The organism is Pseudomonas sp. SC11 (assembly GCF_047039205.1).
GTDB lineage: Bacteria > Pseudomonadota > Gammaproteobacteria > Pseudomonadales > Pseudomonadaceae > Aquipseudomonas > Aquipseudomonas boreofloridensis.
Genome location: NZ_CP178183.1, coordinates 2,827,343 through 2,853,463, shown reverse-complemented (window position 1 = coordinate 2,853,463; position 26,121 = coordinate 2,827,343). Strand labels below are relative to the sequence as shown.

Genomic DNA, 26,121 nt, shown 5'->3' with positions numbered 1-26,121 from the left:
TTGTCGGAGGTCTGAATCATGCAAGGCAATATCGCGATTCGTGATGTCTACAAAGGCTACGGGTCATTCACCGCTATCGATCATGTGTCCCTGGATGTAAAGGCGGGCGAGTTTCTCACCCTGCTAGGGCCTTCGGGTTCCGGGAAGACTACGCTGCTGAACGTGCTTGCCGGGTTCATCCGGCCTGACTCGGGCAGTATCAAGGTCGATGGCGTGGAGTTCCTCACCCGGCCACCGCACAAGCGTGACGTAGGCATGGTGTTCCAGAACTATGCCCTGTTCCCGCACATGAGCGTGGCCGACAATGTCGCCTACCCGTTGCGCTTGCGCAAAGTGACCGGTGCCGAATGTGCCCGGCGGGTGAAGGCTGCGCTTGAGATGGTGCAGATGGACCATCTTGGCGAGCGCGGGATCCATCAGTTGTCCGGTGGGCAACGCCAGCGCGTGGCGCTGGCACGGGCCATGGTCTTCGAACCGAAGATCCTGCTGATGGACGAACCGCTTTCGGCGTTGGACAAGAACCTGCGCGAGCACATGCAACTGGAGCTCAAGCGCCTGCACGCGCGCCTGGGCATGACCACAATCTATGTCACCCACGATCAGAAAGAAGCCCTGACCCTGTCGCACCGCATTGCGGTCTTGAACAAGGGGCGGTTGGCCCAACTCGATACGCCCGACGCTCTCTATGAGCGACCCAGCGATCGCTTCGTCGCCGGATTCATCGGCGAAAGCTGTTTCCTCGAAGTGGAAGAGGGCGACGGTGCAGTGCTGCTGCAAGGCCGTGGGTTGAAATTGCCCAAGGATACGGCGGTGCGCCATCCGCGCAAACGCTGGCTGATGGTTCGCCCGGAGCGTCTGCAATGGCAGGCTGGTATCGATGGCACCGCCATGAACCGTATCCAGGGCACCGCGCGGGATGTGGTCTATCAGGGTGACAGCTACCACGTCGGCCTTGTGCTTCCAGACGGCACGGAGCTCGTTGCCCGTCACCAGAAAGGCTTCCGCGACGTGCCAGTACCCGTACCAGGCACAACGGTAGATCTGTGGCTGCATGCCGAAGACACGTTGTTGGTGGCGGAGTCGGCATGACTTCGAAAGACGACCTCCCTCATGCGCTTCAACGAGGTTCGAACATGAAAATGACAAGTACCGTGCGTATGCCCATGGGCACCGACGGGGCTTCTGGTCCGGCCATGGAAACGATCCTGGCCAGAGCTGAGTGCAAGGAGCGCTGGAGCTTGCTCTCGCTGACGCTACCGGGTTTCCTGCTGGTCTTCGCGGTGCTAGCGGTTCCGCTGGCGTGGTTGTTCTGGATGTCGGCGTTCGATAACTCCGGCGCCCTGACGTTAGCCAACTACGAGCGGCTGCTGCGGCCGGTTTACATGAGCAGCTTCAGCATTACCTTTCAGGTAGCGTTCTGCGTCACGGCAGTTTGCGTGCTGCTGGGGTACCCCTTGGCGTACCTGCTTTCGCAACTGCCGGAGCGGGCCAGCCAGATCTGCATGGCCTTCGTGTTGCTGCCGTTCTGGACCTCTATCCTCGTACGTACCTATGCCTGGTTGGTGCTGCTGCAGCGTCAAGGCATCATCAATACATGGCTATTGGACATCGGTTTGATTCACGAGCCGTTGGCGCTCGTGCACAACTTCTTCGGGACGGTGGTGGGCATGGTCCACGTGATGCTGCCGTTCCTCGTCCTGCCGCTCTACGACAAGATGAAGAACATCGATCCGCTGTTGCTATCGGCCGCTGCAAACTGCGGCGCAACACCGTCCCAGGCTTGGCGGCAAGTGTTCTTGCCACTGTCACTGCAAGGGTTGGCCTCGGGCATCACCCTGGTATTCGTACTCTGCCTTGGCTTCTATCTGACCCCAGCCTTGCTCGGCGGTGGTCGGGTGGCGATGTGGTCGATGAAGATCAGCGACACCATCGCCCTGTACGGTAACTGGGGGGCGGCCAGTGCGCTGGGTGTTGCCTTGCTGGTGGTGACGGTACTGATCCTGTTGACGTTGAGACGGCTCTTCGGCCTCAACGACCCGCGGAGGAACGGCTGATGCTTAAGCTCAACCAGGCGGTGACGCCGACCCAGATCACGCACCTGCATCGCCTCTGGCTGTATGGCCTGGCTGCATGGATCCTGTTGTTCCTGATCGTGCCGTGCCTGATCGTGATTCCCATGTCGTTTTCGGCCTCGCAGTACCTTGAGTTCCCGCCTCGGGAATGGAGCTTGCGCTGGTACGAAGCCTACCTCACCTCGCCTGAATGGATGCTGGCGACCTGGGTGTCGTTCAAGGTTGCGATCATCTCCACGTTGGTCGCCACGGTACTGGGCACCATGGCGGCCTACGGTCTGTCGCAGGCGCGCGGCGGGATGGCGAAGTTAGCCAACGGCTTGATGATGCTGCCGATGCTGGTGCCGATCATTCTGGTCGCCGTTGGCGTGTTCTTCGTCTACTCCCGAACCGGCCTTAACAACACGGTGATCGGGTTGGTGCTGGCTCACAGTGTGCTCGCCATTCCATTCGTGCTGATCGCCGTGGGCAATGGATTGCAGGGCTTCGACATGAACCAGGAAATGGCTGCCCGCAGCCTTGGAGCCTCGCGAGCGTGGGCGTTCCTTACGGTGACATTGCCGCAGATTCGGCTGTCGATCATCTCGGGGGCGTTGTTCGCCTTCATCGCATCCTTCGATGAGGTGGTCATCGCGCTGTTCATCGTCGGCGGCGACAGCTCGACTTTGACTCGCCGGATGTTCGCCAACATTCGCGACCAGATCGACCCGACGGTGGCTGCGGTCTCGACGCTGATGATACTCCTGTCAATTGTGCTGCTGGTGTTGATGCAGTACATCAAAGGTATGGAGAAGCGCCGCCAGCGAGTATCGTCAGAAGGCTAAGCAACGTCGCGAGAGCAAACCCCGGAAAGCAATTTCCGGGGGTTTTTTATGTGTCGCAAAGAAGCGGAATAAGAAAACCCGCCACACCGCGGTCGTGGCACGGCATGGCGGGGCACTACTCGGGTGAGTGGATTACTCGAAATAGACGGTCCTGGCAGGGTCGTAGGCGGGGGCGTCGAAGCTGATGAACAAGGCAGGCAGATTGCCTTCGACATAGTACTTGTGGGCGACGTTGCGCGGGATGGATACATAGTCGCCCGGGTTCAGCACGCGATCCTCGCTGGGCGTGACCACGCGAGCGCTACCTTTTAGCAGGATCAATGAGTGGTCTGCGTCAGGGTGGCTATGGTTCTTGAGCGCCGAGCGCATTTCGACCAGGTTGACGCGCTTGTCTGCGGTCTTCGCCAACGTCCAGCCCCGATCGCTGGGATCATCCCAGCTTGTCGCGCTGGCCATCACGGTTTGCTGCAACTTGATCACCGGTACTGTTGCCTGTGCAGGGCCCTTCAGGTCGGCCTGCTGGCTGGCAGCCATGTTGATCAGTGGCACGTCGAAGCCCAGCAGCAACGCTTGTCCGCCACTGGCGGGCGTCATCTGATAACCCAAGCCTGCCGGAATGGCGACATAGTCACCGGCCCCCAGAGTTTTCTGCTGGCCAGCGAAGCTGAAGGTCACATTCCCTTCCAGGACGATCAAAGTGCGTTCGCCATCGGCGTGGGACAGTGCTTGGGAGGCCCCGTCAAGCCGCACGAGGCTTGTACGCGACAGTGCGGTCAGGTGCATGTCGTGGATCTGCTGGCCCGTAAGTGCCTGCGTGGGCGCGCTGCCCAACAGTTCGCTGCGATGGACCAGCAACAGGCGTTCATCGGCTTGTGCCTGGTTTACGCCTGCGAGTAATCCGAACATGAGTGCTAGCGGTGTGGCTTTTGCGAAGTTACCGATCATGCTGCTTCCTCTGTTGTGGTTGTTGTGAGGCGATCAGCTCAGCAGCGGATTGAGCCCACTGCGTAGCACACGGCTGTGCAGTTCGCGGCCCAGTGCTGCTTCGCATTCGGCGGCGACGGCGAGCAGGCCTTCGAGGTCAATGCCAGTGCGCACGCCCATGGACTCCAGCAGGTTGACCCAGTCCTCGGTGCTGACGTTACCGGTGTGACCACCGCCGTACTTGACCTTGGCCGGGTGCCCGCCGACGCCACCGAAGGCGCAGTCGTAGTAGCGCACGCCGGCATCAAGCGCGGCCACGTAGTTCACCAGGCCGGTAGCGCGGGTGTCGTGGAAGTGCGCGATGGGGGTGATTTCGGGGAACTCGGCGATCACTTTGCCGAACAGGCTGCGTACGCTCTGCGGCGTGGCAACACCGGTGGTGTCGCCCAAGGTGACGAAACTCACACCACGCTCCACGAATGCAGCCACATCACGCAGCACGCTGGCTTCGTCCACTCGCCCTTCGAAGGGGCAGCCGAAAGCCACGGAGATGGTGCCGATCAAACGGAAGCGCCCCTGCGCAGCGCGGGCCATCTGCTCGATGTTGCTCCACTGCTCCTCGCGGCTGCGCTTGAGGTTGCGCTGAGAGTGGGAGTCCGAAGCCGAAACCAGCAGGCTGATCTCGTTGGCGCCACGTCCGGCATCGAGGTCGGCGAGTGCACGTTCCACCGCGCGAACGTTGGCGCAGGTGGCTTTGTAAAACACGTCGTCCTCACGTTGCAGCTCCGCCAGCAGCTCACTGGCATCGGCGAACTGCGGAACCACCGCCGGGTTGGAGTAGGACGTGGCTTCGACCCGGCTAAAACCAATTCGAGCGAACTGCTCGATCAGCCTGCGCTTGGTCGCCGTAGGCAGGAAGTCGGGTTCGTGTTGCAGCCCGTCACGGGCAAAGCACTCGCACAGAATCACGTCTTTCATCGAAGGCATTCCAGGTTGCGGGAGAAAAATGGTTGACAGAGTGAACAAAAACTACTGATATATGGTTCACTTTGTCAACCTTGTTCGCCACTAACCTAAGGCTGCTGGGCTAACCTTGCGGCGCCACCGATTTCACAGCAGGAGAAAAGAGCGATGTATACCGAGCTGAAGTTCTACATAGACGGCGAGTGGACACTGGGTGAGACCGAGCGCACGGGTGCCGTGGTGAACCCTGCAACCGGCGAGGAAATCGGGCGCCTGCCACTGGCCTCTCGCGCTGATCTGGACGCCGCACTGGCCGCCGCAGCCCGGGGTTTCGAGTCCTGGTCGGTGACCTCGGCCTACGACCGTTCGGCGATTCTGCGCCGTGCCGCTGCGCTGGTGCGCGAGCGCCACGAACACATGGCGCGCTGCATGACCCTCGACCAGGGCAAGCCGCTCAGCGAATCCACCCTCGAATCCAAGAGCGCTGCGGACCATATCGAGTGGTATGCCGAAGAAGGGCGCCGCGCCTACGGCCGAATCGTGCCATCGCGTAACCCGGCGGTGCGTCAGTTGGTGGTGCGTGAGCCGGTCGGCCCTGTCGCAGCATTCACACCGTGGAACTTCCCGATCAACCAGGCCGTGCGCAAGATCGCCGGTGCATTGGCAGCCGGTTGCAGCATCATCATCAAGGCGCCGGAAGAAGCACCGGGCTCGGTGATCGAGCTGGTGCGCTGCTTCCATGATGCGGGCGTGCCCAAGGGCGTGCTCAACCTGGTGTTCGGTGTTCCGGCAGAAGTGTCCGATTACCTCATCCGCTCGCCAATCATCCGCAAGGTGTCGTTCACCGGTTCCACTGCCGTGGGCCGTCAACTGGGCGCGCTGGCTGCCGAGCACCTGAAGCTGACTACCATGGAGCTCGGCGGGCATGCGCCATTCATCGTCTGTGCCGACGCCGATCTGGATGCCGCGGCAGCCCTGGCATGTGGTTTGAAGTTCAGGAACGCGGGCCAGGTGTGCGCATCACCATCACGCTTCTACGTGCACGACGCCGTGTTCGATGCGTTTTCCAAGCGCTTCGCAGACCTGGCCAGTCAACTCAAGGTTGGCGACGGCTTCGACCCGTCGAGCCAGATGGGCCCGCTGGCCAACGCCCGACGCGTCGCTGCTGTCGAGGAGTTGGTTGCCGATGCTGCCGGCCAGGGTGCGACCTTGCTGACCGGCGGGAAGCGAATTGGCGAGAAGGGCAATTTCTTCGCGCCAACCGTGCTGGCGAACACGCCGGCCAAGGCCCGTTTGCTCAGTGAGGAGCCATTCGGTCCGGTCGCGCCATTGATGCGCTTCGATGACCTAGACACGGTGATCCGTCAGGCCAACAGCCTTGAATATGGTCTGGCCGCCTTCGCGTTCACCGCGTCGCTGAAAACCGCCACCGAACTGGGCAATCGCCTGCAAAGCGGCATGGTATCGATCAACCACTTCGGTTTAGCGCTTCCAGAAACTCCGTTTGGCGGGATCAAGGCCAGTGGCCATGGTAGCGAAGGTGGGAGCGAAGGCCTGGAGGCTTATCTGACCACCAAGTTCATTAGCCAAATCGGCTGCTGAAAGCTACCCACTCATTCTCCGACCCGCGTGGTGCAGGTGATCCCACATCCATGGTCTTCAGTGAGCGTGTTTATCAAGCTGGTGGATATTACCGCTCATGGTGTAGTACTTCAGACCCGGTGCCGTGTAATTGGAGTGGGAGATGCCGTTCTCAAAGTCGTCGACATGTGTCACGGTACCGCCGTCTTTTTCCTGCCAGTAGATCATGTAGACACCAGGCCTTATCTTTCGATACTGATAAGTCACCTCGCCATTGGCGCCCTTGAGTGGACCCTCTGTTACCAAAAAACGAATCGTGTCAGCCGAGATAAACGTATCCCGTGCGGTGAAGCCGTTGTACTGGAATTCATAAGTGTTACCCACGAACGGTGGCGTATCAGCTGCCCCACTCATGCTGGTGGCCAGCAGTGCTGCGAGGGCGGTTAACCTCTTAATCTTGATCATGAAATTCGTCTTTTAAGTGATTTGATGGGTGGCTTGTCGTAGACGCCCCGCAGTCCAAATGCGCGACCGGCTGTCTGAATGTGGTCTGATCATTCATTAGGGTCGGGGGGATGCCCGCGAGTAGCTGGTAGCTGAGCAGTCGGTCTTCGAAGCGGTGGGGTACCGTGACGATGCCTATTTCACCATATTTAAATCCCCGCGACAGCTCTGCAATCCTGCGCCGACATGTCTGCGCCGATCCGACCACCCATGCAGTTGCACAGTAGGCGGAGCATCTTCGCCGCCTTGTTCGCTTTCGCTGCCGTGTGCCTGCTCGCCAGCCTTCGTCATATGCCGCACACCCATCCTGTGGAACGGCGTGTTGGTTCGCTCGGCTTGGCGTTAGTTGGTTACCGGCAGATGGCGCGCAATGCCCAGGCACTGGCTCACATTCTGTGCATGGGGTTATCGTTCGGCGGCATGTTCGTCTTTATTACCGCCTCGCCCTACGTGTACATCGACTACTTCGTTTGGTTGGGGTCGTGTTACGGGTGATGCTCAGTTTGAGTTGGGCGCAGCGTTTAGCGCATGGGTCGGGAACTGGGCTGATGGATCGCCCCCGCCCAATAGGTGTAGTGATTGCAGCGGCAGGAGCGGGCACGGCGCTCTGCTATCTTTGGATCAGAATGCGCTCAATGACCGGCGAACACAGGTGAATGACTGACTGCCAACTTCATACCTTGAACCGACCGAGCAGGGCGAAGGGTGCGCGCACAGGGTTTGTTTGACAGGGGGGCGACTGTCAGACCCCTACGCAATGGTTATATCGGCGTGTCGTTATTTCATTGGTTCGGCGTACAGCGTCTGTCCATACTGCACACACCCGGGACGCTCCTGTGAGAGACGGTCCGTACTATAAGCCAAATAATGACGTGATAGTTCAGGAGCATCCCGGTATGGGACAAGCTGATAATTCCAATGGTCGGCCATGTGAAAAACCACTGGCTGCGCTCGATCCAGAAGTTTATGACGCCTTGCAACAGAGCAGTACGGCGACGCTAGCGAACATTCTGTTGGCTCATGGACTGAGTAATACGTTCCTCTTGGGCTTGTCGCCCTTGTCAAGAACGCAAGAGAAAGTGATCGGCCCGGCCTATACCCTGCGTTTCATACCCGCGCGGGAAGATATCGATAGCATGGCCAACTACGGCAGCGCCGACAATCTCCACCGTCGTGCCATCGAGGAATGCCCTCCCGGGGCAGTGCTGATCATTGACAGTGGGCGATGCCTGCGTGCCGCCTCGGCTGGCGATGTCATGGCTGCCCGCCTGCAGAAACGCGGTGTCAAAGGCATGATTACCGACGGCGGTTTCCGCGATGCCAAAGCCATCCGGGAAGTAGGGTTGCCTGCGTTTCAGCAGCAGTCGGCGCCGCCGGCCACGCCGATAGCGCTACATCCAGCAGAGCTCAATGGCCCGGTCGGTTGTGCGGGCGTTCCTATTTACCCGGGCGATATCATCGTGGGTGATGAGGATGGTGTGGTAGCTATCCCGGCACACCTGGTTGCGCAAGTGGCGAGAGAGTCGTTGAGGGTGTCGCGTTATGAAGAGTTCGTCGACATGAATATCAAGCGTGGCCGGTCGATTTTTGGACTGTTCCCGTCCAGTACCGAAAGCCTTCTCGAATATGAACGTTGGGTGTCATCCGGCAAGCCGGGTGCGCACGAGCAATAACAAAAACAAGGTGAGACAAATGAGTGGTGTTCCTCTGCGCCCTTGGTTTGGTGGCCTCGCACTGGATGGAAGAGATGACCAACAGCCCGGTATAGACGGCTTTCGACTGGCGATGCGTCAACTCGCAGGCGCGGTAACCCTGGTTACCAGTCAGGACGACAGCGGCCCGTGCGGCCTGACCGCGACCGCAGTCTGTTCGTTGTCAGCAGATCCGCCGCGAGTCCTGTGCTGTATCAACCTGGCGGGACGTACCTACCAGGCCATCTGCAAGAGCAGGTCTCTGGCAATCAACGTTCTACACGCAGAGCAATTGACGTTGGCTAACGCGTTTGCCGGACGGGTCGAGAAAACGTTCGATGCCGAGCACTGGACCCATGCGGCAACCGGAGCGCCGGTGCTGCGCGCCGCCTTGGTATCATTCGATTGTGCGGTAGCCGAGATGTTTGTCATGCCAACCCACGCGTTAATTGTGGGAGAGATACGTCATATCGCTTACCAAGAGCGTCCAACTACCCCGCTGATCTATCAAAACGGCGAATTTTTGACATTCTCAGCGGCGCGCTAACGACTGGACAGCGCCGGCACTGCGCCTCGACCAAAGGGGTGGCGCGCGCTAAACATGACGCGCATCGGCCGCAGGGAGAAACACCCTGCGGCCTTTTTGCGCCCCTCTCTGAAGTGCGCAAGGGAGGACGAGCAACCCTCAGGGCATAGGGGGTGCTGAACCCTGGGTGAAAGTAACTAATCGCGCCGGGTGGCGTAGTACACCCTGCTCTCTCACAGGGCGCGTATCGGCGTTGTGCTTGAGCGGCGCCGGGCGGGTAGAGATCGAGACAACCCGTCAAGTGACTGCTGCAGTTGAGTGGCCCAAGATATAAACATTGGGTTATATCTCAAGAGAAAGTTTTCATTTTTAATTTCTGTGACGGTCACCAATACTCGACTTCAAGAAGCGCTTGCCACGATCTGCCCAACGCAGCGGGTAAAAGCATAAGAATAAATACAACTTTCAGTAGGTTAAAACGATGTTGAACGACGCGTTCGCAGCCACTCGTATCGCCACGGCGTCTGCCCTGAGTTATGTGGTTTATCAAGTAACCGACTTGCACACGGCGCAACGTTTTCTTGAAGATTTCGGCCTGACGCTGGTCTCGATGAACGATGAGCGCTTATTCATGCGGGGGACCGGCAGCGACGCGTATCTCTATGAAGCGCGACTGGGCAATTCATGCCGGTTCGTGGGTGCCGGTTTCCGCATGGACCGCCTGGAAGATCTGCAGGCTTTGGCGGGGCTCCCAGACTCAGGGCCGGTCGAGGTCAGCGATGCCCCTGGTGGGGGCGTGCAGGTCCGGATGGCAGCCCCCGAAGGTTTCGAGATCACCGCATTCCATGGCCAGCAGGCCAGCCCTGTGACTCCGATCTCTACGCAACACCGTCAGCTCAACATGGCCGGCAGCAAACCTCGTATCAATGCCAGTGTGCGTATCAAGCGCGAGCCTGGAAGTGTTTTGCGACTTGGGCATTTTGTATTGCGCGTCAAGGATCATGACCAAATGGTTGCTTGGCTCGATCGTCGACTGGGCATGATTCCCTCCGACTATCTGGTCAAGGAAAAAGGTTCGACGCACTCCCTTGCCACCTTTTTGCGCTGCGATCGCGGCGATGAGCTGGTGGATCACCACTGCCTGTTCGTAATCGGCGCAGGCGAGACCGGTGTCCACCACTGTTCCTTCGAGGTCGAGGACTTCGATGCGCTGGCCAGTGCGCACGATTACTTGGAAGCACGCGGCGCCCGCCTGGTCTGTGGCATAGGCCGTCATCTGCTGGGTAGCCAGATCTACGACTATTGGCTCGATCCATTCGGTTTTCGTGTCGAGCACTACACCGACGGGGATGTCGTCGATGGCAGCCACCGCCCTGGTTATCACGCCGTGACCGCAGAGGAAACCACCCAGTGGGGCATGCCGCCCCCAGCCGACTTCTTCACCTGATATCGGCTGCTCCCCTCAGTCTCTTCCTGGAAGTACAAGCATGAAAAAGATCGCTATCACCACTCCGCTCGTTGCAGAGCCCGCTCCTGGCATGTGGAGCAACTGTATCAAGGTCGGTGAAACCCTCTACGTCTCGGGCCTGACCTCTCGCGCCAAAGATGGCAAGACCATCGAAGGTTCCGATGAAAGCGAGCAGGCCACCATCGTTTTCGAAAAGATGAAAGCGCTTCTCGACGCGGCCGGCGCCCAGATGAACGACGTTGTGAAGATGACCATTTTCGTCACCGACATCACTCGCAACACACTCATCTGGGACATTCGCAAGCGCTACTTCAGCGGTGACTTCCCAGCCTGCAGCCTGGTTGAGGTCAGCGCGCTGGCCACTCCTGCGATCAAACTCGAGATCGAAGCGGTGGCAGTGATCGGGAGCGGACAGTGACATGAAGCTGATCGCCTTCGAATACCAGCAGAGGCGCCGCTTGGGCTTGGTCGAAAATGACCGCATCCGGCCGCTGCTTGGCGTGAGCGAGCTGCAGGAGCTGATTGCGCTGCCAGAGCGCGCGATACCAGACCCCCAAGCGTCGTTGCTGAGCCTTGAGCAGGTACGTGTTCTGCCGGTCATCAACCCGCGGCGCAACGTGATGTGCGTGGGTTGGAACTACCGCAAGCACTTCGACGAAAGCATCGGCAAGCGCGAGGGCCAAGGTCCTGAAACCTTGCCTGAGATACCAACCTTCTTCAGCAAGGCCACCGGTACGGTCGCGGCTGCCAGCGATGACCTGCCTCTGCACGCAGGCTTGACCAGCAAGCTGGACTGGGAGGTCGAACTGGCGGTGGTCATCGGCCGGGGAGGGCGCGACATCGATGAGGCTGATGCCCTGTCCCATGTTTATGGCTACACCGTCGCCAACGACATCAGCGCTCGCGACCTGCAACGTGCCCACGGTGCGCAGTGGTTCAAGGGCAAGAGCCTGGATGGCACCTGCCCGCTGGGCCCGGTACTGGTCACCGTTGACCAGTTGCACGACCCACAGGCGCTGACCATCGAATGCCGTGTCAACGGCCAGGTCATGCAGCGTGACACGACCGCCAATCAGATCTTCAGCGTCGCGCGATTGATCGCTGAGCTGTCCCGGGGCATGACCCTGGAGCCCGGCGACGTGATCCTCACCGGCACGCCCGACGGTATTGGTGCCGCCCGCGAGCCTGCGTTGTTCCTCGCCGATGGCGATCTTATCGAAAGTCGTATCCAGGGCATCGGCAGCCTGAGCAATCTTGTGCTGGCCAGCTTGAGCGCTGCGACCCCTTCCAACCGCCTTGTTTCGTTGAGCTGTGAGTGAATCATGACTATCAATCAAAACAGTGTCTTCACCGAGTTGTCTCTGCAGTCGATCAATCCGGGTGCGCATGACAGTGAAAACGGCTGGTCATCCTCAGCTGGGCAGTCCTTCGATGTGACCAACCCCGCAACGGAAGAACGCATTGCTCAGGTCATCGCGGCCACTGCCGAAGACCTGGAGCGGGTGACCGCCACGGCCCATGCCGCTCAGCGCCGCTGGCGCATGGTCCCGGCACCGCGTCGTGGAGAACTGGTATCGCGTATCGGCGAGCTGTGCAAGCAGCACCATGGCGCACTGGCTGCGGTGGTGGCCCTGGAAACGGGCAAGTCGCTGGCCGAAGCGATGGGCGAAGTCCGTGAGGTCATCGACATGGCGACACTGGCCGCTGGCCAGTCACGCATGCTCTATGGCTTTACCCAACAGTCGCAGCGGACAAACCACCGCATGTACGACCAATGGTTGCCCCTGGGAGTGGTAGGGATTATCTCTGCCTATAACTTCCCGGCTGCGGTGTGGGCGCAGAACGGTTTCCTCTCGGTGATCGGTGGCAACACAGTGATCTGGAAGCCGAGCCCGAAGGTGCCGCTGACGGCGCTGGCCTTGCAGCATCTGTGCGACATCGCGATGAAAGAGCTCGATCAACCAGGCGTGTTCTCACTGGTCATTCCGCAGGACAACGACATTGCCGAGCGCCTGGTGCGGGACACTCGCGTGGCGCTGATCTCCTTCACCGGCTCCAGCACGGTGGGTCGCAAAGTCGCGCAGATCGTCGGCTCGACGCTGGGACGCCGCAGCTTGCTGGAGTGCTCGGGCAACAACGGCTGCATCGTCGATGAGACGGCTGACCTCAAGCTAGCCGCAGCCGCGATCGCGTTCGGCGCCGTCGGAACCTCGGGGCAGCGCTGCACCAGCACTCGGCGTGTCATCGCACACAGCAGCATTCGCGCCGAACTGGTGGAACTGCTCAAGAAGGCTTATGGCCGCATCAAGGTCGGTGACCCGGCGGTGGCCGGCAATCTGGTAGGGCCGCTGGTCGATCGCGCTGCGGCAGAGCATTTCGAGCGCTCGGTCGCCGAAGCCGTGTCCCAGGGCGGGCAGATCGCCTTTGGTGGAAAGCGCATGGACTGCCCCGGCTATTTCGTCGAGCCGACCATCATCACCCACGCACGCAACGAGTGGCATTGCGTGCAGGAAGAGACCTTCGCCCCGCTAATCTACGTGATCGACTACGACGATCTCGAGCAGGCGATCGAGTTGCACAACGGCGTGGTGCAGGGCTTGGCCTCGGGCATCCACAGCAGCAATCTGGGCAATATCGAACGCTTCCTTTCTGCGGCCGGCAGCGACTGCGGTATCGCCAAAGTCAACATGGGCACCACCGGGGCGGATGTCGGCGCGGCGTTTGGCGGTGAGAAAGAAACCGGCGGCGGTCGCACTGCAGGCTCCGACGCCTGGAAGGGTTACATGCGTCGACAAAGCGTTTGCATCAACTGGGGCAGCGATACCCCATGGAAGCATCTGCTCAACGACTAAGTCCGGCCCAGGAGCCCTATAGATCATGACCGCATACTTTGTAGCGTTTGGCACCGTCAAGAATCGGGACAAGCTCACCGAGTACATCGAGCGCTCGACCCCGTCGGTAGTGCAGCACGGTGGCAAGTACATCGGGGTTGGTGAACAGACCGTGGTGTTGCTCGGGTATCACCCGCATCCTCGAACAGCACTGTTCACCTTCCCGGATTCGGCCGCGTGTCGGGCTTGGTTCGATTCGGCGCAGTACCAGACGCTTGAAGGGCTGCGGGAGGAAGCGGGCGATTTTGTATTCATCGTGCTCGATGTCTGAGCGCTTGCGCGCATAAGCAGGGATGCCACTGCCAGTAGTACCCAAACCAATCAAAACAACAGGGGAACAGCATGCATAACAAGATCAAGGTCAGTCTCTGCGTTGGCGCTTTATTCAGCGTCTTGAGCAGTACCGCGCTGCACGCCGCAGACGTCAGCAGCATCTCGGTGCTGGCCATGGACCCTCCCAGGGAACGAGCGTCCGAGCCCTTCAAAGGCACTCCTGCTAGCTACGAACTGCTCAAGCCATCCGACGTTTCGCGCAAGTGGAATCTGTGCGCACTGTTCCCGCATACCACCAACGACATCCTGCGTGCCTACATCTATGGCACCGTTGACCAGGCCAAGAAACTCGGTGCCCAGCTCACCATCTACGATGCTGGCGGCTACGCCAACATCGACAAGCAGCAGGCGCAGTTCGACAACTGCGTGACGCTCGGCGCCCAGGCCATTCTGATGTTCTCGGTGTCGCCCAGCGGCATGAACCAGAAGATCGAACAGGCCCGCGCCAAGGGCATCAAGGTGGTCGACCTCAACACCGGCGTCGATACCCCTACCGATGCACGGGTGGTGGTCACCTACAAGGAGGTTGGCCAACTGGTCGGCAAAGCGCTGGCTGCCAAGCATCCTGCCGGCTCAGGCGCCACCCCGGTGGTGCTCATGCCCGGGCCGGCAGGGGTGTCGTGGTCCGAGGACACCGTGATCGGCTTCAAGGACGCCATTGCAGGTTCCGATGTGCGTCTGGAAAAGGTCATCTACGGCCAGAGCAGCCGACTCGACCAACAGCCGCTGGTCGAGAACGTTTTGGTTACCTACCCGAACATCAAATACATCGTCGGCATGGGAACCACGGTCGAGGCGGCGCTCAATGCGCTGCGCGAGCGCGGGAAGGTCGGTCAGATCGGCCTGTATGCCACCTTCATCACCGCGGATTTGCTGCGTCCTATCCGCAACGGTGACGTGCAAGGCGTGGTGGTAGAGAACTCGGTCTCGATCAACCGAATTGCCGTGGACATGGCGGTACGCAGCCTGGAGAACAAGCTGCAGATCCGTGATGCCATCCCGGCCGTACAGATGATGGACAAGAGCAACGTCGATCAGCTCAGCGAGGCAGCTTTCGCTCCACGTGGCTGGAAGCCGCAACTGAAGGTCGACTGAGCGCTCGCCCGACACATCCACCTAGAGCAAGAGGACTCACGCCATGCCACCTCGTATTCTGCCGCTTGAACGTAAAGATCTGCCGGAATTCGAAAGTGCCTTCCAAGGCATGATCGATTCGATCGGCTATGTACCGAACAGTTTCTTCACCATGGGCCGTGCGCCACTGCTGCTCAAGGCTGTCGATGCCATGAGCGAAGCGGCCTGGTATCCGACCACCGTCGAAGATGCCGTACGTCGTCTGGTCACCTTCGCGTTCAGTCAGTTTTCCCAGTCGCACTACAGCGCGGCGCACTGCGCGTGCGGTGCGCCAGAGCTGGGTCTGCCCCTCGAGAAGATTCTGGCGATCCACGCCTACGAGACTTCGCCGCTTTACGACGAGCGCGAGCGTGCGTTGTTGCGCCTGTGTCGTCATGCCGCACGAATCCCGGGCGAGGTCACTGACCAGGATGTCAACGACTTGAAGCGCTTCTTCAGCGATGAGCAGGTGATCTTCATCACCACGCTGATCTGCTACATGGCGTTTCTCAACAAGTGGAACGAGATCATCGGCACCCGTCTGGAAGACATCCCCCACGAATGGGCCAAGGCAAACATTCAGCCGGTCGGCTGGAAGCCAGGTCACTGACTAGCTGACAACAACAATAATCCACCGCCCGGCCAGCGCCGGGCGCGTGAGAGCTGGGAGACAATCTGTGATCCATGCCCTTGTCAATGACGGTCGCTATGCACAGTCCGACGCTGCGTCGTTGGCGACCGAATCCGCCACGCTCTTTCGTGTGGAAGGGCTGAGTAAACGCTTTGGTGCGGTTCAGGCCCTGAACAATATGTCGTTTTCCCTGCGACGTGGGGAAGTGCATGTGCTGTTCGGCGAGAACGGCGCAGGCAAATCGACACTGATCAACATGATCGCCGGAGCGTTACAGCCTGATCGTGGAGAGATGTGGCTCGATGCACAGCCGCTGACACTTCGTGACGTTCAGGACGCTCGCCGACATGGCATCGCCGCGATGTTCCAGGAGTTCAGCCTGGCGCCGACGTTGAGCGTCGAAGAGAACATCCTGCTCGGTGCTGAACCGAGGTGGGGCATCTTCATCGATCTGGCAGAGCGCCGCCAGCGCGTACGTGCTGCCTTGAGTCGTTTCGGTTTCGACCTGGACCTCGACATTGCGGTGAGCCGCCTTTCCCGGGCGCAGCAGCAGATGGTCGAAATGGCCAAGGCGCTGCTGACCGAGCCTAAACTGTTGATTCTTGACGAGCCGACTGCATCGCTCTCGGAGAAAGAAACAGAAGCGTTGTTCGAACTGGTCGATAACCTGCGCCAACAAGGCGTCAGCATCATCTACATCACCCACCGCATCAAAGAGATCTATCGAATTTCCGACCGCATCACCGTCATGCGCGACGGCCAGTTCATCGAGACCGTCGAAACGGCGGCGGTGAACGAAGAGCAACTGGTGCAGTTGATGACCGGGCGCAAGTTCGAGGCGTTTTACCCGGAAATCGCCAACAAGCCTGGCGCCCGACTGCTTTCGCTCGAGGGCATCAGCAGCAGCGACGGCAGCATCCATGACATCGATCTACAAGTGCATGCGGGCGAAGTGGTCGGCCTGGCCGGGCTGGTGGGCTGCGGCAAGTCCGAAATCGGTCGCGCGGTCTTCGGCCTGTTGCCCATCGGCGCCGGACAGGTGCAGGTCGGCGGCAAGCCGAGTATGCGTCCGTGTCCTCGCAGCATGCTCGATCGGGGTCTGGTGTACATCACCTCGGACCGACGCAACGAAGGGCTGATGCTCCTGCGTCCGACCCGGGAAAACATCACCCTGCCGGCGCTTCATCTGGGCGGGTTGTCGCGGGCCGGCCACTGGCTGCGGATGGGCAGCGAGCGGCGCACGGCCAAGGAACTTGGCGAGCGCATGCGTGTGCGCCCTCTGGCGCTTGACGGGCATGTCGGTCGTTATTCGGGCGGCAACCAACAGAAGGTACTGATCGCCAAAGCGTTGTCGCGTGATACCCGCGTCATCATCTTCGACGAGCCCACCGTCGGCATCGACGTCTCGGCACGCGTCGAGGTGTATGCCTGCATCAAAGCACTGGCCGAGGCCGGCAACGCGATCGTGGTGATCAGTTCAGACCTGCCTGAAGTCCTCAACCTGAGCCACCGCCTGTATGTCGTCAGGGATGGCCGCATCGTCGATCACATGGAAAAAGCCGAGATCAACGAGTCGCGTGCCTTGCACGGCTTCTTCGGCACCCAACGTCCTGCGCACCTGGAGTCGAGTCATGATTAACGTTACCCAGCACACCCCGACCCCGGCGCGCGCCGTCAGCATCGGCAACGCGGCCAAGCGTCTGTTCGTCAACCTCGGCATCCTGCCGCTGCTGCTGTGCATCACCTTGGTCTATTTTGCCGTCAACGAACCGCGGTTCCTGTCGCTGGACAACCTGTCCAACGTCATGCGCGTGTCCACCTTCCTGATCATCGTCGCCATGGGGCAGATGCTGGTGATCCTGACTGCTGGGCTCGACCTTTCGGTCGGTTCCATCATCGGCTTCGTCGGGGTCGTGAGTGCCTCGCTGATGCTTTACCTGCTTGAGCAGTACCCCGATTCGATTGGCTGGGTCATCACGCTTTCGGTCGTCGGTGGCCTGCTGGCCGGCATGCTGGTGGGCGCCATCAATGGCATTGGCGTCTCGGTGCTGAAGGTGTCGCCCTTCATGATGACCCTGGGCACCATGACCAGCCTGGTCGGGGTGTCGCTGAGTCTGACCAGTGGCCTGCCGGTCACCGGCATTCCCGATGAATTCATGCAGGCCCTGGGTTACGGGCGGATTCTGGGCATGACTCCACCGGTGCTGATCACCCTGGTACTGTTCGTCGCCATCTGGGTACTGCTCAACCGCACCACCACCGGGCGGTATTTCTATGCCGTAGGCGCCAACCTGAGGGCCGCGCAACTGTCGGGTATCGCCACCAAGCGTCAACTGTTCCTCGCCTATGTGCTGGCTGGGCTGCTGGCGTCGGTGGTTGGCGTGCTGTTCCTCGCCCGGACCGGCTCGGCCGAAGCCCTCAACGGCTCGACCTTCGGCCTTCAAGCCATCGCTGCCTGCGTCATCGGCGGGGTGTCGCTGTTCGGAGGCATCGGCAAGGTGCGCGACGTGCTGCTGGGCGCTCTGTTCATCACCATCCTCACCAATGGCATGGATCTGATCAGGGTCGAGTCCTATGTCCAGCAGATCGTACTCGGCATCGTGCTGATTCTTTCCCTGGTGGCCGACCAATTGCGTCTGCGCTGGACATGCTGAGGAGAGCGGCAATGTCAGTGGTTCTTCAGCGCAACAAACAGGTCGTGCGAGCGTTTCTTGAGCAGGTCTTCAATGAGCATGACGTGGACGGAGCGATCGCGCGTTACGTCGGGACGCACTACCGCCAGCACAATCCCCAGGTTGGTGACGGCGTGCACGGGTTCGCCACGTTCTTCCATGGGTTTTTCAAGCAGTACCCGCACTCTTCTTTGCATATAAAAAGAATGATTGCCGAAGAGGATCAGGTGGCGGTGCACTTGCACTGGAAATCCGACAAGGACGTTGCCGGTGATGCGGTGATGGACTTCTTCCGCCTGGAGAACGGACGCATCGTCGAGCACTGGGATGTGATCCAGGCGGTGCCTGCAGTATCAGCCAATAACAATTCCATGTTCTGAAATCTGCCAACCCTCAGGAGTTTTCCATGATGCACCTAGCCGAGATCATTGACTGGATCAGCCGTCTGGCGATCGCTGCCTACTTTCTCTGGGCCACTGTCTTCAATGCGCAGAGTTGGAACTTCCAACTTTCAGAATTCAAACGGGTTGGCATCGAGCGAGGCGCTTCGCTGCTGATTGCGCTGGGCCTGGCCATGCTGGCGGGCGGAAGCGTGCTGTTGCTGATTCCATCGACCGCTTTAATCGGTGCCTGGGTATTGATCGTGTTCGTGCTCAGCGCCGACGCCATCTTCCATCGCTATTGGACTTACAGCGATCCCCAGGAGCAGGTGATCCATAAGATCTTCCTCTTCGAACACGTTGCGCTGGTCGGTGGCCTGCTGGCGATCATCAGCGCCCGGCTGTAATGCCTCCACGTCCAAGGAGTATTGAACAATGAGCAATTATCAAGTCGATGTCGTCGTGGTGGGGTCCGGGGCAGGCGGTTCCACGGTGGCGGGCCGCCTGGGCCAGGCAGGCAAACAGGTAATGGTGGTTGAGGCCGGGCCGGTACGTTTCGGTACGCCGGGTTTGCATGCGCGTAACCTCGATGTCAGCGAGGCTGGCATGCTCGACTACGCCAAGGCCGTGATGAGCGAGTGGGTCTTCCCGTGCTCGTCCGCCACACCTGTCGAGGGTCTTCCAGGGTTTCTGGTCAGTCATGGGGTGGGGGGATCGTTCTCGCTGTGGTGCTCGAACGCACCGTCGCCTGATGTATCTGAGCTGCCAGCCTGGATGGACCACGCAGAGTGGATGGATTACTTCACCGAGGCGGGCAGGGTGATGCACGTCGATCCCGACATCGCCAAGGGCGGGGTGCGCGCCGAGCGCATCCTGGCGGCGACGCGGGCGGCCGTCAGCGGATTGCCCGCAGGCCGTGAAGTGCAGCCGATGCCGATCGCCGCGCGGCCTGTAGACGGCAAACTCAAGTACACCTCCAGCGACGATCTGCTGGCCCAGGCCGCAGACGGTGTGTTGCCACAGGTGCTGGCTGACCATGTAGTGCGTCAGGTGCTGCACGTCAACGGCCGTGCGTCGGGGGTGGTGGCGTTTCCGCGCCAGGGCGGCGAGCCTGTGGTGATTCATGCCGACACCGTGGTGATCGCAAGCGGCACCCTCGCTTCAGCGCAACTCATCCATGCCTCAGGTATCGATGCCGGGCCTGCTCTGGGCTGCAATTTGCTCGACCATCCGATTCTGTCTACGCGGGTGGTGCTGCGGCCAGAGATCTTCCAGGGCGCGCCAGCGGGCGACCCGATTTTCTCGGTGTGGGTGCCGCATTCCGCAGAGCATCCCTGGCAGACCGAAGTGTTCCGTTTCCCGCAAACCCCCGCACCTGGGACGCGAGACGAAGAGGGGGCAGACGTCACGACGTTCGTGGCGATGGACGAGAACCCTGACAACCGCCTATGGTTCGATCCCCAGGCCAAGGATGCATTTGGCCTCCCACAGATCCGCGTGGACTTGCGCCACTCGGCGGCCGACACTCTGCGAATCAGCCAGGCACTGGCCGAGAACTATCGGGTGTCGGCTGCGGTAGGTGATGTCTTGCGCGGTGTCAGCTTCGTGCTTTACGGCAGTGGCGGGTCGGCACACTTGATGGGCTCTTGCCGCATGGGGCCGGAAAATGACGGCACCAGTGTGGTCGACCGCTACGGAAAGCTGTGGAACATGGACAACGTGTTCGTGGCCGGTAACGCCGTGTTGGGTTCATCGAACAGTTCCAACCCTACCTTCACCTTGGTGGCTGCGGCCTTGCGCACAGCCGATCGGATACTGAACTTGACGCAGCGCTGACACTGCTGCCTGACAGGTAGAGAATCGCGTATGGCAAAACTGGACTGGTACATCCGTGCGGGCCTCAAGCCGCGGCATCTGCAACTGCTTGTGGCGATCGACGATCTCGGCCAACTGACCAAGGTCGCCGAACTGCTCAACGTTACTCAACCCGCTGTATCGAAGGCCCTCAACGAGCTGCAGAACGGCCTTGACCTCAAGCTGTTCGAACGGACCGGCCGGGGCTTGAGCCCAACCCCTTACGGGGAATGCCTGATTCGCCATGCGCGCTCGATCCTCGCCGACCTCAGCACCACCGGTGAAGAGTTGCAGGCGCTGGTCTCGGGGCGCACCAGCAAGGTCAACCTCGGTGCACTGCCGGCCGCCGCCGGCTCGATCGTCCCCAGAGCGCTGGCAATCCTGCAGCGAGAGTCGCCAACGACTTCAGTGTTCATCCGCGAAGGTTCGCTGGATGTCTTGCTTCAGGAATTGCGCGCGGGTGACATCGATCTGATCTGCGGCACTTTGCCCGCCAAGCGACTGGGCGCGGATGTGGAAGAAAAAGTGCTGACCGAGGACAACACCGTGGCCGTGGTCGGGCCGCAACACCCGTTCGCTGGCGCCAGCCAGGTGACCTGGCAGGATCTGGCTGAGTTTCCTTGGGTATTACCGCCTTCGGGCTCGTTGCTGCACGTACCGCTGTTGGCGATGTTCCGGCGGCACGGTGTGCCCTTGCCAACGACCTATATCGAGACATTGTCTGCCAACGTCATCCAGAGCTTCATCCACGAAACCGATTCGATTGCATTTCTTTCCGGCTCCATCGCTTCCGATTACGAGCAGCGAGGGCTACTGGCCACCTTGAGCCTGTCGCTGCCTCGACTGGTACGTCCCGTCGGCGTGCTCTGGCTGGCGCATCGTCCCCCCAATGAGGCGTGCAGGCAACTGATCACGGGTCTGGAAGCGGCGGCGTCGCACATGAGCCCGCACGTGCCGTGTTATGACGAGCCTGAAGATGAGTTCGAGGACAGCCACGTGCTATAGCGAAGGGGCTCGAGATGAGCGGACGGTTATATCAGCGTCTGGTTTATTCAGTGGTTATTTAGTTCCATGACTTCGATACTCGAAAACATGAACGCGGGCCTAGGCGTTCGTTGATTATCCTGGAGCCAAGCATGACACTCGAACTACTGATACACACCGCCCACCTGGATCCTGAAGGTTGGATCGAGTTTCCCGAATACGGTTTTCGCCAGTACTTTCTTTGGAAACATCCTTCGACCGGCGCCAGCATCGCAATCCTTGAATATGAGAAGGGCGGGCGTATTCCGGTAAAGCATTCCCATGCGTCCAACCAGTTCATGTACTGCCTGGAGGGGGATTACGAATACACCGACTCCAAACTCCGCCTGCAGCCTGGGCACTTCTACATGAACCCGAAAGATCACCCTCATGGTCCGACGGTGGCGCATGAGCGTTCAGTGCTGATCGAAATCTATGACGGTCCGCATTATTACGAGAAACCGGTATTCCATACCGATGAAACCATTGGTGAATTCTTGTCGAACGAAGATTCACCCCAATAACGAGTCATTGATTGTCAGCAGGGATCAGGTATGTCCAAAGCAATCGTTCAACGTTTTTATGAGTATGCCGGCGGTGGCCAGTTCGCTCAGGCCGGTGCGTTGTTTGCCGATGACGTGCATATCAGCTTCTACGGGCCTAGTACGGTCCCGCACTCTGGCGAGTACCGCGGCGCTGAGGGCGTGGGAGCGTTCTTCGAGATCGTGGGCAGTTCGCTCGATGTCGAGGCATTCGAACCCCTCGAGTTCATCGCGGAGGGTGACAGCGTCGTGGTGATTGGTCAGGAGCGCTCCCGCGTCAAACACAACGGTGCGCAGTTCACTGTGCAGTGGGTGCAGGTCTGGACCGTCAAGGACGGCAAGATCGTCCGTCTGCGCGACTATTTCGATACGGGCACCATGGCCGAAGCATTTGCCAGCAAGGCTTGAGCGGCTGTCCGACACCACCAACAACAACAATGATTCAGGAGTGCGATCATGTCCCGTACGGGTTCCGACTATCTAGCCAGTCTTCGCGACGGCCGCGCCGTTTATATCAACGGCGAGCGCATCGATAACCATGTCGATCATCCAGCGTTCCATAACGCTGTCCGCACGGTTGCCGGCATGTATGACTACCAGGCGCAAAACCAGGAAACCATGACCTTCCGCTCGCCGGGCAACGGCAAGCAGGTCAACCTCGCCTGGCAGTTGCCTCGCAGCCCCGAAGATCTGCTGCGTCGTGGCGAGGCTCACCAGGCCTGGGCCCGGCTCACGGGCGGTTGGGTCGGGCGTTCACCCGACCATGTGCCTGCCGCACTGGTGGGCATGATGATTGGCATCGAGCTGCTGGAGAACTACGATCCGGCCCGTGCCAAGGCGCTGCGAGATTATTACGCCTATGCCAGGGACAACGATCTCGCACTGACTTACACCATCGTCAACCCGCAGGGCGACCGCTCGCGAAATGTCGGCGATCAAGGCAACAAGTACCATTCTCTGGGCGTGGTGGACGAGGACGCCGAAGGCATCACTGTCCGCGGTGCCAAGATGCTGGGTACCTCCGCCGTACTGGCCCAGGAGTGCCTGGTGGGTGTGCAAAACCCATTGCGCCCGGAAGACGACATGTACGCACTGTCGTTCGCCGTACCGCTCGCTCAGAAAGGCGTGAAGATTCTGTCGCGTCGTTCCTATGAACAATCGGCCAGTTCCGCGTTCGATTATCCGCTGGCAACGCGCTTCGACGAAAACGACGCACTGATCTATTTCGAAGACGTGAAGATTCCGTGGGATCGGGTATTCATTTACCGCCGTCCCGAACTGTGCGGCGCGCTGTTCCACCAGACTGCGGCCGAGCAGATGATGAACCTGCAAAGCCAGGCCCGTTTCAGCGTCAAGCTGCAGTTCCTGTTGGGTGTAGCGCGACGCTTGACCGAGACCACCGGCACCGTGAACTTCCCGGCTGTTCAGGACACCTTGGGGCGTCTGGCGGGTCAGGCAATGGCAGTGGAGGGTAACTTCCGTTCGATGATGCTTGACCCAATCCAGCGTGGTGAGTTCTACGTACCTAAAGCCTCCCGGGTGTACTCGGCCACTTCGGCCGGTCAGGCGCTGTACCCGCAATTCATCAACGACATCCGCGGCCTGGCCGGCGGTGGCGTGATCATGTTGCCCTCATCGGTCGAAGACTTTGGTAACCCCGAAATCGTTGAAATGATCGAAGCTACCCAGCGTTCGGCTGCGACCGACCCATTGGGCCGGGTCAAACTGATGAAACTGGCCTGGGATGCGCTGGGCTCGGAGTTCGGGTCGCGTCACACGCAATACGAGATGTTCTACTCCGGTCCACCCTTCGTTCAGCACATGCGTTGCTTTGGCAACTATGACTGGAATGCGAGCACCGCGATGGTTGACGGTATCCTGTCGGACATCTCGCTCGAAGCATCGCTCGGAGCTGGCAAGTGAGTATCCTGGGCAGCACATCGTGGGTGGCGCGTCCAGAAATGGCCGCACATCACGGGCCGAGCGATTATTTGAGCGCCGAGTTCGCGCGTGATCACTTCCGCCAGGCCATGCGTGGCCTGGTTGGGGCGGTGAATGTAGTCACCACCATGCACCAGGGCGAGCGCTTCGGGTTGACGGCAACGGCAGTATGCTCGGTGTCAGCCGATCCGCCGCGTATTCTGGCGTGCGTCAACGTGACAGGCCGTACCTTCCGCGCGCTGCTTGATAGCCGGCGTATGGCAATCAACGTTCTGGCGCGGGACCAGCAGGAGATCGCCCAGGCTTTTGCCAAATTCTCCGGTGAACAGGACGACCCTTTCGCTGCAGGCACCTGGCGGGCAGGACATACTGGCGCGCCGTTGCTGGAAAACGCACTGGTCTCATTCGACTGCGTGGTCGCCGAGTTCTTCGTGACGCCGTCCCACGCCATTCTGATCGGTGAAATTCGCGAGATACATGTTGCCGATCAGCGTGCGCCGTTGATGTATTTCGATGGTGTCTTTGGTACGGTGGATCAACTTTCAGGTTGACCATCTTTCAGTGGTGACATTTCATAGAATCCCGTGCCTGTTTCATCAGGCGCGGGATTGTGCGTGAGCGGTAATTACACAATACTCATTAAGTTATTGGTTCCAGCGATTAATTCATTATTTATTGATTCTACTTGTTTGCATACTCGCTCTAGGGTTGTGTTAGCCCTGAGTACACCCTGGTCTTTGACTGTTTTGTGACGCTGTCATGAGATGAGAGCGACACAGGGTATCGCGTTCCAATAATTAATTACCTGCCATTCACGGTAGGGGAGATAACAATGAGCGTGCGAGTCTGTCCAACAAGAATAATTCGGATCTCTTTCGCGGGTGGCGTCGCCATGATGGCAGCCTTGTCCATCGATTCTGCACACGCCTATCAGTTGTATGCACAAGGCGATGACGTGCTCAATGCTGAAATCACCACATACCTGGGAGCATTCACCAGTAAAAAAAGTTATAACCCGTTGGGCAATCGCACAGCAGGTCGCGTGAGTTGGCAGGAGGCTGCGACCAAGTACGGTTTCAAAGGCAGCTATGGGCTTGGCGACTCGGGTCTGCTCTATGGCAGCCTGAAAGGCATCACCACGGGTACCTGGGGCGACGGTGATCCGGCAGGCTGGAGTATCGGAGGTGAACGTCGTACCAACTGGGAGGAGGCCTACGTCGGCTGGAAATCTGCCGATCTTTTCCCCGCGCTGGGCAAAGATGGTATCGACCTTTCAGTCGGCCGCCAGGGGCTGGTCATCGGTGATGGATTCATCATCAAGAATGACGGTTTCAACATGGGCGCGGGCGCAGGAGAGCGTCTGAATCGTGGGGGCGGCTACTACGTCGGGTTGCGCCAGTCCTACGGTGAGACGGCGATTCTGCGACTGGGTGGTGCGCAGGGCTGGCGGTCCGACCTGGCCTGGCTCAAGTCCGCGAACCCAATCCAGGCTGAAACATCCCTTGGGCTGCTCAATGTCGAGCATGTTTCCGAGCAAAGTACCCTCGGTTTGCTGTACGTGCATGGCCTGGACGTGAACGATCAGATTGCTTCACCCGGCCAGATGCAGCGCGAGGGCCTGAATCAGTACAGCGTTCGCTACAAGACCAACGCGGGAAACCCCAATGTCTTCCTGTCCACAGAGCTGACCTACCAGGACAAACGTGATTCTGGCACGGCGGGCTACACGGAAGGCGGTTATACGTTCTCCGATCTGCCACTGTCGCCGACGATCAGTTACCGCTATGCGCGGTATTCGCGCACGTACGATCCCTTGTTCAGTGGCTTCTACCGCGGCTATGGCACCTGGGTTCAGGGTGAAGTGGCGGGCAACTACGCCGGTGCATTCAATTCCAATGCCGCGATTCAAAACGTCGGTCTCAAACTCAAGGCCTCTGAGACCGTGAAGTTGGGCGCGCAGGTGTTCGACCTGAAGACGTTGGACACATCCAACTATGATTTCAGTGGGCGGGAGCTTGATCTGTATGCAGAGTGGACGCCATCGGCACACTACTACATCGCGCCAATGGTGGGCTTCTATAAACCGAAGAAGGATGCCGGGGAGGGTGGGTCACAGCTGGGCGGCGATGGTTTGAACACCTACTTGCAGTTGATGGTCGGCCTCTACTTCTGATCAGGACTACAGGCT

28 protein-coding genes are annotated in these 26,121 nt (G+C 59.7%); 25 read left to right on the top strand and 3 right to left on the bottom strand.

Going from position 1 to position 26,121, the window contains the following annotated elements:
- Window positions 1–18 precede the first annotated feature (18 nt).
- The 3 genes from ACK2SD_RS12660 to ACK2SD_RS12650 are packed head-to-tail and all read left to right on the top strand — an operon-like array spanning window position 19 to window position 2,896.
- Complete coding sequence (locus ACK2SD_RS12660) at window positions 19–1,089, top strand: ABC transporter ATP-binding protein (protein WP_412459893.1); 1,071 nt, start codon at window positions 19–21, stop codon at window positions 1,087–1,089.
- Between the two features lie 44 nt (window positions 1,090–1,133).
- The gene (locus ACK2SD_RS12655; RefSeq protein ID WP_412459892.1) at window positions 1,134–2,054 is read left to right on the top strand and encodes an ABC transporter permease; all 921 of its coding nucleotides are present in this window, start codon (window positions 1,134–1,136) and stop codon (window positions 2,052–2,054) included.
- The gene (locus ACK2SD_RS12650; RefSeq protein ID WP_412459891.1) at window positions 2,054–2,896 is read left to right on the top strand and encodes an ABC transporter permease; all 843 of its coding nucleotides are present in this window, start codon (window positions 2,054–2,056) and stop codon (window positions 2,894–2,896) included. The genes ACK2SD_RS12655 and ACK2SD_RS12650 overlap by 1 nt, the downstream gene beginning before the upstream one ends.
- 132 nt (window positions 2,897–3,028) lie before the next feature.
- Here ACK2SD_RS12650 and ACK2SD_RS12645 read toward each other — a convergent pair whose 3' ends face one another.
- Together ACK2SD_RS12645 and ACK2SD_RS12640 are read right to left on the bottom strand one after the other, a co-directional pair.
- Window positions 3,029–3,841 (bottom strand): cupin domain-containing protein, encoded by an 813-nt coding sequence (locus ACK2SD_RS12645; protein ID WP_412459890.1) that lies wholly within the window; start codon window positions 3,839–3,841, stop codon window positions 3,029–3,031.
- Window positions 3,842–3,874: 33 nt separating this feature from the next.
- Window positions 3,875–4,798 (bottom strand): hydroxymethylglutaryl-CoA lyase, encoded by a 924-nt coding sequence (locus ACK2SD_RS12640; protein ID WP_412459889.1) that lies wholly within the window; start codon window positions 4,796–4,798, stop codon window positions 3,875–3,877.
- Between the two features lie 153 nt (window positions 4,799–4,951).
- Here ACK2SD_RS12640 and ACK2SD_RS12635 point away from each other — a divergent pair, with 153 nt between their 5' ends.
- Entirely contained in the window at window positions 4,952–6,385 is a 1,434-nt protein-coding gene (locus ACK2SD_RS12635; protein WP_412459888.1) for an NAD-dependent succinate-semialdehyde dehydrogenase, read from the top strand.
- A gap of 57 nt (window positions 6,386–6,442) precedes the next feature.
- Here ACK2SD_RS12635 and ACK2SD_RS12630 read toward each other — a convergent pair whose 3' ends face one another.
- Complete coding sequence (locus tag ACK2SD_RS12630) at window positions 6,443–6,829, bottom strand: MoaF-related domain-containing protein (protein WP_412459887.1); 387 nt, start codon at window positions 6,827–6,829, stop codon at window positions 6,443–6,445.
- Window positions 6,830–7,078: 249 nt separating this feature from the next.
- Between ACK2SD_RS12630 and ACK2SD_RS12625 the strand changes: the two genes are divergently transcribed.
- The 21 genes from ACK2SD_RS12625 (at window position 7,079) to ACK2SD_RS12525 (ending at window position 26,106) form a co-directional block, all read left to right on the top strand.
- Window positions 7,079–7,363: a hypothetical protein gene (locus ACK2SD_RS12625; protein ID WP_412459886.1), complete on the top strand. Its 285-nt coding sequence runs from the start codon at window positions 7,079–7,081 to the stop codon at window positions 7,361–7,363.
- A 401-nt stretch (window positions 7,364–7,764) separates the two neighbouring features.
- A complete protein-coding gene (locus ACK2SD_RS12620) occupies window positions 7,765–8,541 on the top strand; it encodes a ribonuclease activity regulator RraA (protein ID WP_412459885.1) in 777 nt (258 codons plus the stop codon).
- 19 nt (window positions 8,542–8,560) lie between these two features.
- Window positions 8,561–9,106 carry a flavin reductase family protein gene (locus tag ACK2SD_RS12615; RefSeq protein ID WP_412459884.1) on the top strand — a complete coding sequence of 182 codons (546 nt, stop codon included), beginning with the start codon at window positions 8,561–8,563 and terminating at the stop codon, window positions 9,104–9,106.
- Window positions 9,107–9,566: 460 nt separating this feature from the next.
- Entirely contained in the window at window positions 9,567–10,532 is a 966-nt protein-coding gene (locus ACK2SD_RS12610; protein ID WP_412459883.1) for a VOC family protein, read from the top strand.
- 40 nt (window positions 10,533–10,572) lie between these two features.
- Window positions 10,573–10,971: a RidA family protein gene (locus ACK2SD_RS12605; RefSeq protein WP_412459882.1), complete on the top strand. Its 399-nt coding sequence runs from the start codon at window positions 10,573–10,575 to the stop codon at window positions 10,969–10,971.
- 1 nt (window position 10,972) lies between these two features.
- A complete protein-coding gene (locus ACK2SD_RS12600) occupies window positions 10,973–11,872 on the top strand; it encodes a fumarylacetoacetate hydrolase family protein (protein ID WP_412459881.1) in 900 nt (299 codons plus the stop codon).
- Between the two features lie 3 nt (window positions 11,873–11,875).
- Complete coding sequence (locus ACK2SD_RS12595) at window positions 11,876–13,405, top strand: aldehyde dehydrogenase family protein (RefSeq protein ID WP_412459880.1); 1,530 nt, start codon at window positions 11,876–11,878, stop codon at window positions 13,403–13,405.
- 25 nt (window positions 13,406–13,430) lie between these two features.
- A complete protein-coding gene (locus tag ACK2SD_RS12590) occupies window positions 13,431–13,715 on the top strand; it encodes a DUF1330 domain-containing protein (protein ID WP_412459879.1) in 285 nt (94 codons plus the stop codon).
- Window positions 13,716–13,786: 71 nt separating this feature from the next.
- Complete coding sequence (gene torT / locus ACK2SD_RS12585; RefSeq protein ID WP_412459878.1) at window positions 13,787–14,872, top strand: TMAO reductase system periplasmic protein TorT; 1,086 nt, start codon at window positions 13,787–13,789, stop codon at window positions 14,870–14,872.
- A gap of 43 nt (window positions 14,873–14,915) precedes the next feature.
- A complete protein-coding gene (locus ACK2SD_RS12580) occupies window positions 14,916–15,500 on the top strand; it encodes a carboxymuconolactone decarboxylase family protein (RefSeq protein ID WP_412459877.1) in 585 nt (194 codons plus the stop codon).
- A gap of 67 nt (window positions 15,501–15,567) precedes the next feature.
- The gene (locus ACK2SD_RS12575) at window positions 15,568–17,160 is read left to right on the top strand and encodes a sugar ABC transporter ATP-binding protein (RefSeq protein WP_412459876.1); all 1,593 of its coding nucleotides are present in this window, start codon (window positions 15,568–15,570) and stop codon (window positions 17,158–17,160) included.
- On the top strand, window positions 17,153–18,175 hold the full coding sequence (locus ACK2SD_RS12570; RefSeq protein ID WP_412459875.1) for an ABC transporter permease: 1,023 nt from the start codon (window positions 17,153–17,155) through the stop codon (window positions 18,173–18,175). The genes ACK2SD_RS12575 and ACK2SD_RS12570 overlap by 8 nt, the downstream gene beginning before the upstream one ends.
- A gap of 11 nt (window positions 18,176–18,186) precedes the next feature.
- Window positions 18,187–18,573 (top strand): ester cyclase, encoded by a 387-nt coding sequence (locus ACK2SD_RS12565; RefSeq protein ID WP_412459874.1) that lies wholly within the window; start codon window positions 18,187–18,189, stop codon window positions 18,571–18,573.
- Between the two features lie 26 nt (window positions 18,574–18,599).
- Complete coding sequence (locus tag ACK2SD_RS12560; protein WP_412459873.1) at window positions 18,600–18,980, top strand: hypothetical protein; 381 nt, start codon at window positions 18,600–18,602, stop codon at window positions 18,978–18,980.
- A 28-nt stretch (window positions 18,981–19,008) separates the two neighbouring features.
- Entirely contained in the window at window positions 19,009–20,409 is a 1,401-nt protein-coding gene (locus ACK2SD_RS12555; protein ID WP_412459872.1) for a GMC oxidoreductase, read from the top strand.
- Window positions 20,410–20,439: 30 nt separating this feature from the next.
- Complete coding sequence (locus ACK2SD_RS12550) at window positions 20,440–21,432, top strand: LysR substrate-binding domain-containing protein (RefSeq protein WP_412459871.1); 993 nt, start codon at window positions 20,440–20,442, stop codon at window positions 21,430–21,432.
- Between the two features lie 131 nt (window positions 21,433–21,563).
- Complete coding sequence (locus ACK2SD_RS12545) at window positions 21,564–21,974, top strand: cupin domain-containing protein (protein WP_412459870.1); 411 nt, start codon at window positions 21,564–21,566, stop codon at window positions 21,972–21,974.
- 30 nt (window positions 21,975–22,004) lie between these two features.
- Window positions 22,005–22,400, top strand: a complete 396-nt coding sequence (locus ACK2SD_RS12540; RefSeq protein ID WP_412459869.1) for a nuclear transport factor 2 family protein — start codon at window positions 22,005–22,007, stop codon at window positions 22,398–22,400.
- Between the two features lie 48 nt (window positions 22,401–22,448).
- Window positions 22,449–23,915 (top strand): 4-hydroxyphenylacetate 3-hydroxylase family protein, encoded by a 1,467-nt coding sequence (locus ACK2SD_RS12535; protein WP_412459868.1) that lies wholly within the window; start codon window positions 22,449–22,451, stop codon window positions 23,913–23,915.
- Window positions 23,912–24,484 carry a flavin reductase family protein gene (locus ACK2SD_RS12530; protein ID WP_412459867.1) on the top strand — a complete coding sequence of 191 codons (573 nt, stop codon included), beginning with the start codon at window positions 23,912–23,914 and terminating at the stop codon, window positions 24,482–24,484. Before ACK2SD_RS12535 ends, ACK2SD_RS12530 begins: the two co-directional genes overlap by 4 nt.
- A 341-nt stretch (window positions 24,485–24,825) precedes the next feature.
- On the top strand, window positions 24,826–26,106 hold the full coding sequence (locus ACK2SD_RS12525) for a hypothetical protein (protein ID WP_412459866.1): 1,281 nt from the start codon (window positions 24,826–24,828) through the stop codon (window positions 26,104–26,106).
- The last annotated feature ends 15 nt before the right edge of the window (window positions 26,107–26,121 follow it).